The sequence below is a fragment of the Anabaena sp. CCY 9910 genome (assembly GCF_963920875.1).
Taxonomy (GTDB): Bacteria; Cyanobacteriota; Cyanobacteriia; order Cyanobacteriales; family Nostocaceae; genus Trichormus; species Trichormus variabilis.
This window is the reverse complement of record NZ_CAWUDJ010000021.1, coordinates 106,873-113,363: the sequence shown is the minus strand read 5'-3', so window position 1 is coordinate 113,363 and position 6,491 is coordinate 106,873. Positions and strand designations below refer to the sequence as shown.

Annotated in this window: 5 protein-coding genes; 1 reads left to right on the top strand and 4 read right to left on the bottom strand. The window is 43.0% G+C overall.

Features of this window, described 5'->3' with window-relative positions:
• Nucleotides 1–27: 27 nt before the first annotated feature.
• The 3 genes from ACM5QX_RS16780 to nrdJ all read right to left on the bottom strand — a co-directional run bounded on the left by ACM5QX_RS16780 (nt 28) and on the right by nrdJ (nt 4,433).
• Nucleotides 28–471 (bottom strand): AMIN domain-containing protein, encoded by a 444-nt coding sequence (locus tag ACM5QX_RS16780; protein ID WP_414754541.1) that lies wholly within the window; start codon nt 469–471, stop codon nt 28–30.
• Nucleotides 472–690: 219 nt separating this feature from the next.
• Nucleotides 691–909: a hypothetical protein gene (locus ACM5QX_RS16775; RefSeq protein ID WP_414754540.1), complete on the bottom strand. Its 219-nt coding sequence runs from the start codon at nt 907–909 to the stop codon at nt 691–693.
• A gap of 119 nt (nt 910–1,028) precedes the next feature.
• Complete coding sequence (gene nrdJ, locus ACM5QX_RS16770; protein ID WP_414754538.1) at nt 1,029–4,433, bottom strand: ribonucleoside-triphosphate reductase, adenosylcobalamin-dependent; 3,405 nt, start codon at nt 4,431–4,433, stop codon at nt 1,029–1,031.
• A 394-nt stretch (nt 4,434–4,827) separates the two neighbouring features.
• On the opposite strand from nrdJ, the gene ACM5QX_RS16765 reads away from it, so the two are divergent.
• On the top strand, nt 4,828–5,412 hold the full coding sequence (locus ACM5QX_RS16765) for an Npun_F5749 family FMN-dependent PPOX-type flavoprotein (RefSeq protein ID WP_414754537.1): 585 nt from the start codon (nt 4,828–4,830) through the stop codon (nt 5,410–5,412).
• Between the two features lie 241 nt (nt 5,413–5,653).
• Here the strand turns inward: ACM5QX_RS16765 and cysE are convergent, their stop codons facing one another.
• The gene (gene cysE / locus ACM5QX_RS16760; RefSeq protein ID WP_414754536.1) at nt 5,654–6,415 is read right to left on the bottom strand and encodes a serine O-acetyltransferase; all 762 of its coding nucleotides are present in this window, start codon (nt 6,413–6,415) and stop codon (nt 5,654–5,656) included.
• Nucleotides 6,416–6,491: the final 76 nt, after the last annotated feature.

The window sequence follows — 6,491 nt, the reverse complement described above, 5'->3', positions numbered from 1 at the left end:
AGTATGGACATTGCACAGTAGATGACCTCAATTCATCCCTCTATTATGCAACGCCTTAAATTCCTGTCCTTCTAGTAAAGCTAGTACTGCATTGGGGATATCTGCAATAAATATATTGCCTTCCTGAAGAGTTTCTGTTGCAGATATTTCTCCATCTGGAGTTTCCAGAATTAGCTCGAAATTATCGTCTGTACGATTGATTCGCACACCAGTAATTTTGATTTGTGGAGGGGTTGGCGCTGACTGTGATAGCCAATCTTTAACACTCGTTGGTGGACGCTGAATATCACTCAGTCGAGGAATATTTGTAATTAATCCAATGTCCTTTGTGTTTACCGGCTTCTCTTGTGCATTTGCTTTCTGAGTTATCAGCAAGCAAATCGTACTTGCTATACCTAGATAGATATACTGATTTAGTTTCAAGGCTGCCCCACACTCCACAAAAACCACACCGCGAGACTGAGAACGCAACTCTTAAGTGTTCCGCCTCCAGACTTTCAGTAAGATTGTTTACTTCATGGAGTAGGCTTGTCAAAAGACAATCTGTCAAAGACTATCAATATTTCCATCTGAGACTATGAATACATTAGTTTCCGTATATCTGGGGATCAGAGGAATTTCTGATAAGAACGGGGCTTGGGGAGTTGTGTGTGTGTATTCGCTATATTTATTCTCCCCAGTCCCCAGTCCCTAATCAATCGATATTGACTGAGGGCCACTGGCTTTGCCATTATGGGCTTCAGTTACGGGAAAAGAGAAACTGTTAACGCCTCTTTGCTTATCCAGCCAGCTTTTAACAGGATCATCAGCTAAGTTGAGTCTCAACACCCCAGAGGCAAATCCACCCAAAAATGAGGCTGGATGTTGGACTAATTGTTTGAATATTGGTGATAGTTCATCAATGAACATTTAAATTTCTCCTGATAGTTGCTGTAAAAATATCAAATCTTCATCAATCTTAACGTGTAAATTCCAGGTAGGTTTTCAGAGAAGTCAATAGTCATTACTTTTGACTATTGACTCTGGAATTAATTGGGACTTTGTTCAGGCATCATGCACTTATCAGAGTCACAACCTGCTGGGCCGACTTCCATTAAATCGCCGAAATCGTAGCGACTTAAGACGGCATAAAAATCATCTGTTTTGCGCCGTTGTATAACCTCTGCCACCATCTGCTCATACTGTGCTTTTGAGATTGGCTCAAATGGTAGACGGGGGAAGGTTTGGTGGTCATCGAATCTGGCGAGGAGTGCTGCACTAATGTAGCCTTCATCATTTTGAATGGCTTGCCAGATTTGTGTACCTAAGGTTTCCACTTCGTGTTCTCGCACCTCGATGGTTGCAGATGTGTTGTGGGTGACGTAGAATTTCTGCACCTGCATATAGAAATCCATTTGGGCGATCGCATTAAATTTGCTGATGTCGATGGTATCAGCCCCTGGTATATCTGCCCAAGATACAGCCACAGGAATCTCTACTAACCATTCGCTTACCCGTGGATCTAAGGGATCGTTCAGCAAATTACCCTGTTCATCCTTGTCTGACTGGGAAGGTATGACATTGTAACCGTAGTCAATACAAGCCAAAGCCACTGGATCATTTTTGCGGAACGTAATCCGACGAATAAATCTTTGGGCTTTAGGTGGATGCCAACCGGGACTAGCACCGGTTAATAAAGACTTTGTACCACTAGGTTGGACGGTGGTACAGCGATTTGGACGCTTAATGTTGTGGCGATCGCAATAATCCCACACAACACGCTGCACAATCTCGCGCCAAGAACTGAGATATTTCTCTTCCTCGCGCTTAAACGCTAATCCTTGGGACGTTGCTGGTCTTCCTTCCTCCCACCATTGCAACCACTCTGCACCAAAAGCATGGACAAAGAAATCAAATAAACCAGTGAAAGAAACACCCACAATGGGGTCTAGTTCCCGACTATATTGATAGCGCGGTTCTGGGAATTGATGATTTAACAGTGTCGCTACAGATAAAGCCCCAGCCGTGAAAGCCTCCTCTTGTTCTTTGTAATTAAACGGGTCGATTTGATTGAGATGTATCTCAGACAGATTACAGTGAAAATCAGCTCCAATTATCTCACCACAATTATGAGCAACGATACCATTAGCATCAAATTGAGAAGCCCCTGGGACAGTACAATCATAAACTGCTTCCAACCCATCAGATACAATTTGCTTAACTTTAATAGCAAATCTTTCTCTATTTAATTTTCTTTTGTACCCACCTAACAATTCCTGTAAACGCGTGGCCTTTTGAGGTTCTTGAAATCCCACAATCTGCTCAAATAAATAAAGATTATCGTTGGAGATTACAAGCTCATGTTGTGCTTTACAGGAATACAATTCTAGTTCACGATTACTATTCGGAAGAAGACGATAAGCTTCAGGACGACGTTCTTGATAAATAGCAGAGATAATTCCTAAGCGTGCCAGCATTCTCTGCACGATCTGCAACGTTTTCAGATTACTTTGTGCTAGTCTGACACTCACACCTTTTTGTTGATTACCTTGAACGCTACCATCAGCATCAAACAAACCACGTAAAAAACCACGATAAAATTCATAGCTAGCTTGCTCGATTTTATCGGTTGGCATCTTGTGTTCTAAAGTTACACCATAATTAGCTGCCAATTTCGCTAAACCAGATGAGTTAATAACTCGATGTTTTAGCTGTTGATGATAGCAACCAGAATCGGTATTACCCGAATAATTTACTGCATTTTTGAGCAAGGTAACGGCATATTTTCCCATTTCCTGTTGACTATCTTGCCAATATCTCAAATAGGCTGTTTTACCCCATTGTGTTGATGCAATGCTGCCATCACCAATCAAATTTCCCAGTAACCAACCCTCATCAAAAGTACCAAAACTATCCCAAGGTTGAATTTCACGATGATTATGAACCAAAATATAATCACCAGGAGATAAGTCTTGAGTTTCTACCCACTCAGAATACTGTTTTTTCTGAGTTTGGGCTGTCACTTTGAGAAGCTGATGATTTCCCGTTAAACGTAGTTCATAGCCCTCTTGCGTGATAACTTTTAAGATGGGTTTGACTCCAGTGAACCAAAAGCCCTCGGTTGTGGTACTAAACAATTCTCCGTTGACATATACACTCAACTGTTTGCCTATTAAGTCTTTAACTTGTCGCGCACCTTGTTCAGTGTGAACCCAAGTGTCAGCAGTGACACACGGATTTAAACCATAGCGAGCTAAACGGTGTTCTAGCTCATTGGCATCTAAATCAGGGTGTCGTTTCTGCAACCAGTCTCTAGCTGTTCCTTCTTCGTAGGCTTTGAGGAACTCTACTTTCAAGGCTTGTGTCGGTAGCAAATCTATATTGGCTCTAGCTACAGCTTCACCGGCCCATTGAATTGCCCCTTCACCACTGTAGTATTGTTTACGAACAGCATCAATGCACTCTTCTAATGTGGGCTTGCGGTGAAACACTCTAGTGTGGTTCGCCATCCGCAAAGAATCACGCTCAGGATCAATGCGCCATCTGCCGTTTTCATCTTGCTGCCATAGGTTATCTTTGGCAGTTGCCCCTAATTGGTCATCAGAGATGAACTGCCTCATGCCCGCGCTTCTTCTGATATTGCCTGCAACAATTGTTACAGCGCCTTCGTCAATTAACAGACAACACTCTACAGAATTTAATTTTCTGCCTAAGGCTTTGTTGAGAATGGCTGCACAACGCTGATAAAGTCCAGGTAATTTTACAGGATTGGCAACACCACCAAAGCCGTTGAGGGTTTCTCCAGATTGGCGCACGTCGCTAACATCAACAAAGACTTGTACTTCATCAGTAAATCTTTCATCTGTGGAGAGTTCCAGAAGGGCTTGATAGGATTCAACCCAACCCTCCCGACTATCTCCAACGTAGATAGTAGCGCTATTGCCTTCTATATGGGTTTGTGTATATTCACGACGTAAGTGTTTAGGAGTAGTACCAATTTCCCCTTTAACAATGATATTCAGGCGATTACGAATGGGTGGCAGTTGATTAATATATCCCGGTTCGATGACGGCTCCTGTGCCACAGCCCATCATCGCTAGGTTCATCATCAACCCGAAGGCTTTCCAGTCTTGGAGGTTGGTGGATGTGCAGTTATACGCACCGGAGAAGTTTTTGGATTTATTGATCCAATCTGTACCGCCCACCCACAACCAGCGTCCACTGGGTAAGGCTGTTAAATTACGCTGTGTCTTGTCTAAAATTGCTACTTCTTCTGGACTCAGCTTACCTAATTCAATTAAATCTTTGAGAGTGCGATCGCACACCTCATCCCATGTTTCCCTTAACCCCGCTTCTGTACGGCGGCTATAGGTTCTAAAAAATACCGGATTGGCAGCTGGGGCAGATTCAGGAAACCTTGCACTCTGACGTTTTCTCTCAAGCTCACGAACCATAAATCAAGTCTTGTTGCTTGTTAACAGATTACGACTATACGCCAAGTAGATTGAGGATAAAAGCTTGAAAATTTTCACACTTTACGCTAGGGCAGTACTGTACAAATTGCCACATAAGTTTATGGTGTATAATAACTTTTCCTACCCAGAAAGTTTATATACTGAGTTGCAATTATCAACAGTAACAAAGCGTGAAAATGATAGGCGATAGGGCAAATTTAGCTTAATCTCTAATTCCATTCAAATAACAAATTTTAGTAATAAGCAATATATATCAATCTAAAATAAGGCAAAATCTCGCACCTTACGGTAAATGTGAAATTAGCTTATCGCCATCAAACTTAATTAACAAACGAAAAGAGTAATATAAATTACGAATTATAAATTATTGAATATGTCTCTAGCTCCTTGGCGAAGCGCGATCGCCCATGCCCTCCATCGTAACCGCAGCTTGGTTTACTCCCGCTACTTACAACTAGCCACAGTCAAAGCAAACGGTCATCCGGCTAATCGGACTATTGTATTTCGCGGTTTTTTGGCAGATACCAACCAATTAAAATTTATCACCGATGCTCGTAGCGAGAAAATCGACCAAATACAGCATCAAGCTTGGGCAGAAGCTTGTTGGTATTTTCCCAATACCAGAGAGCAGTTTCGCATCACAGGACAATTAACTTTAGTGACAAGTGATGAATCTCATGCTCACCTCCAACCAGCCCGAATTAGCACTTGGCAAGAACTGAGTGATGCTGCACGCTTGCAGTTTGCTTGGCCTCACCCTAGCCAGACGAGAGATGAGGATCAGGCAGCCTTTAACCCACCGCCACCAAATCCCCAGCAACCAGTACCTAATTTTTGCCTACTAGTATTAGAACCCACCCAGATAGACCATTTGGAATTACGAGGTGAACCACAAAACCGTTACCTTTATCGTCGTGATCATAACCAAGATTGGACTATCCAAGCCATTAACCCGTAATGGAGAGTGCTGAACCCTAATAGGACTTACGCACACTGTCTGTTGAGACCGGGTGTAAGGGTATAGGGGTGTAAGGGTTTCAAAAGACAATTAGCGGGAGCTTGTTGGCGCAGCCTTGCCATAGGCTATTTTGAATTTAGAACTCACGTACTGAACCAAAAAACCCTGATTTTGACTATTGACTATTGACTATTGACAAAAAAGCCAGAAAATTAGTAACACCGCGTAAGTCCTGGAATTGTTAAATGCCGGCACCATCTAGAAACTCTTGAATTGCCTTATCTCTAAGGTTGCACCACTGGGGATCGTGGGATATCTCTGCTTCTTGTGAACTTGCAGCAACCAAAACCGGAATTTTAGCAGCAGATTGATTATTTTGTAAAGCTTGTATTTGTTGTTCTAGCGATTCAATGCGGTCAACCAAAGCGCGAATTGCTTGAGCTTCCGAGTCTGGTAAATTGTTATGTTCTAGTGGGTCAACTCTTCCACCAGAACGATAAACAATGCGCCCAGGAATACCTACAACAGTACAATTCGCGGGTACATCCCTAAGGACAACAGACCCAGCACCAATGCGGACGTTATTCCCGATTTGAAGATTGCCCAGTACCTTAGCACCAGCACCAACAACAACGTTTTCGCCTAAGGTAGGGTGGCGTTTACCGCTTTCTTTACCCGTTCCCCCAAGGGTGACACCTTGATAAATCAAAGCATAGTCTCCCACGATCGCAGTTTCACCAATAACCACACCCATACCGTGGTCGATAAATACACCTCGTCCAATTGTGGCACCAGGGTGAATTTCAATACCTGTCAAAAACCGAGCTATGTGAGAAATTAAGCGGGGAATAAACGGTAATCCAAGACGATACAGCCAGTTAGCTACCCGATGGAACAATAAGGCCTGCAAACCAGGGTAACAAAACAAGACTTCCAGCAAATTACGAGCAGCCGGGTCGCGTTCAAAGATGATACGAAAGTCAGCACGCAGTATAGATAGCACGAGATAGCACCCTCGGAAAGCATAACAAGGTACTATCCCATAATATCTTTAATAGGGATTGGGGATTGGGTACTGG

Bases quoted from the DNA above. Each gene is read 5' to 3' on its own strand.
- ACM5QX_RS16765 (WP_414754537.1), top strand. From the start codon at position 4,828: ATGTCTCTAGCTCCTTGGCGAAGCGCGATCGCCCATGCCCTCCATCGT.
- ACM5QX_RS16775 (WP_414754540.1), bottom strand. From the start codon at position 909: ATGTTCATTGATGAACTATCACCAATATTCAAACAATTAGTCCAACAT.
- nrdJ (WP_414754538.1), bottom strand. From the start codon at position 4,433: ATGGTTCGTGAGCTTGAGAGAAAACGTCAGAGTGCAAGGTTTCCTGAA.